This window comes from Bacteroidota bacterium, assembly GCA_038746285.1.
Lineage (GTDB): Bacteria > Bacteroidota > Rhodothermia > Rhodothermales > JANQRZ01 > JANQRZ01.
Window position 1 is genome coordinate 1 of sequence record JBCDKT010000127.1, and the last position, 1,762, is coordinate 1,762.

3 protein-coding genes are annotated in these 1,762 nt (G+C 70.9%); 1 reads left to right on the top strand and 2 read right to left on the bottom strand.

Annotated elements, in window-relative coordinates; genetic code table 11:
* Nucleotides 1-137: 137 nt before the first annotated feature.
* Entirely contained in the window at nucleotides 138-743 is a 606-nt protein-coding gene (locus AAGI91_17825) for a superoxide dismutase family protein (GenBank protein ID MEM1044473.1), read from the bottom strand.
* A gap of 88 nt (nucleotides 744-831) precedes the next feature.
* Here AAGI91_17825 and AAGI91_17830 point away from each other — a divergent pair, with 88 nt between their 5' ends.
* Entirely contained in the window at nucleotides 832-1,464 is a 633-nt protein-coding gene (locus AAGI91_17830; protein ID MEM1044474.1) for an ABC transporter ATP-binding protein, read from the top strand.
* A 164-nt stretch (nucleotides 1,465-1,628) separates the two neighbouring features.
* On the opposite strand, the gene AAGI91_17835 is transcribed toward AAGI91_17830, so the two are convergent.
* Nucleotides 1,629-1,762 (bottom strand): energy transducer TonB (locus AAGI91_17835; GenBank protein ID MEM1044475.1); only part of this gene is annotated, 134 nt, incomplete at its 5' end.

Here is a 1,762-nt window from a genome sequence, read left to right on the forward strand (position 1 = left end):
GAATCCACGCCACGATGGCACCGCGTGCCGACGCTGCATGGATTCCCGATCTGGGTCGGGAATGACTCGGTTTCGGGGCTTGTGACATCAGAACGGCGTTTCTGCGCTGTCTGAGGAGGTCAAGTTGCTAACAAGCTCTAGGCGTCGACGGCTTCGATCACGCCGCAGGCGAGGCGGACCCCGGCATCCCCACTCGGCTGCGAGGTGAAATCGTCCGCTCCCGAGTGTACGATGACGGAGCGGCCGATGATCGAGGCCGTGCCGCTCATCTGGATGACGGCGTCGGTCCGCTCGTAGCGTGCCTCGCCGCCTTCGGCATCGAGGTTGCCGAGGTCGCCAGCGTGGCGCTCGGCGGCAGGGTCGTCGGGGGCCCCGTGCGGCGAGCCGTCGGGCGAGAAGTGGCCGCCGGCCGAGGAGGCGTCGGGGGCGCTGCAGTCGCCGTTCTCGTGGATGTGCATGCCGTGCGCGCCCTCGCCGAGCCCGCTGACGTCGGCGGCGATCTGAACTCCGCCGTCGACCGCGGTGAACGTCACGCGCCCGATCGCCGCGTTGCCTTCCGTCGGGCTGAGCACAGCTACGGCTTCGGTGGCGCTCATGCCGTCGGGCACGCTCATCGGCGTCTGCACCGTGTCGGCCTCGACCGCAGCGGGCGGATCGTCGGTGTCGGGTTCTTGGGCGGGCTGGTCGGCGCAGGCGGTGAGCAGCAGGAGCGGGGCGACGAGGGCGAGTGAGCGGAGAGGCATGGCAGCAGCGGCCGGGTAGATGGGCAGGGTGAGAAGCGGAGCGCTATTTTATCGCCGACCTCACCCAAACCGTTCCGCCCGTTCGCCCATGCCCGCTGCGCCGCGCCTCGAAGCCGAAGGGTTGAGCCAGCGTTTCGGGCGGCGCGTCCTCTTCCGAGACCTCGGCCTCGGCCTCGGCCCGGGCGACTCGCTCGCCGTCACCGGCCGCAACGGCGCGGGGAAATCGACGCTCCTCCAGATCATCGCCGGGGTGCTCACGCCGACGGCGGGCAGCGTCCGGCTGTGGCTGGACGACGCCGAGGTCGGACCGGAGGACCGCGTGCGGCAGGTGGGCTTCGTCGCGCCCTACCTCCAGCTGTACGACGCGTTCAGCGCCGAGGAGAACCTCGCCTTCCTCGCCCAGGCGCGCCGTCTCCCGGAGGCGAGCAGCCGGATCGGAGCGGTGCTGGACCGCGTGGGACTCAGCACGCGCAGCGCGGACCTCGTGGGGACCTACTCGTCGGGGATGAAGCAGCGCGCCCGGTTCGCCGCCGCACTCCTGGCCGACCCCGCCGTGCTCCTGCTCGACGAGCCCACGTCGAACCTGGACGAAGCCGGCCGGGCCTTCGTCGAGAGTCTCGCCGGCGCTCACTGCGCGGCGGGCGGTCTCCTGGTGGTCGCCACCAACGTCGCCTCCGAAACGGCCCTGTGCCAGCGAGAACTGCGCGTCGGCGATTCGTGAGCCGGCTGTCGGCTGTCGGCTGTCGAAAGCAAAACCGTCAAAGTTAGCGAGGCCGCCGCGCAACGCGCCCACCGTCCTCTGTCTCACCGTCCCCCCGTGTCACCGAAGAAAAACGCCCCGACAGCGCGGGGGCCGTCGGGGCGTGGATAGCGGAGTGCGCTGCTCTAGCGGAGGCGGAACTTGACCGGCAGCGAGAAGCGGACCTTGACCGGCTGCCCGCGCTGACGCCCCGGCTTGAACTTCGCCTCGCGCACCGCGCGCAGCGCCTCGGCGCAGGTGTTGCCGCCCGGGTCGCGCA

What these genes read in the sequence shown, in the direction of transcription:
- AAGI91_17825 (MEM1044473.1), bottom strand. Translation starts at nt 743, where the DNA reads ATGCCTCTCCGCTCACTCGCCCTCGTCGCCCCGCTCCTGCTGCTCACC.
- AAGI91_17830 (MEM1044474.1), top strand. Translation starts at nt 832, where the DNA reads ATGCCCGCTGCGCCGCGCCTCGAAGCCGAAGGGTTGAGCCAGCGTTTC.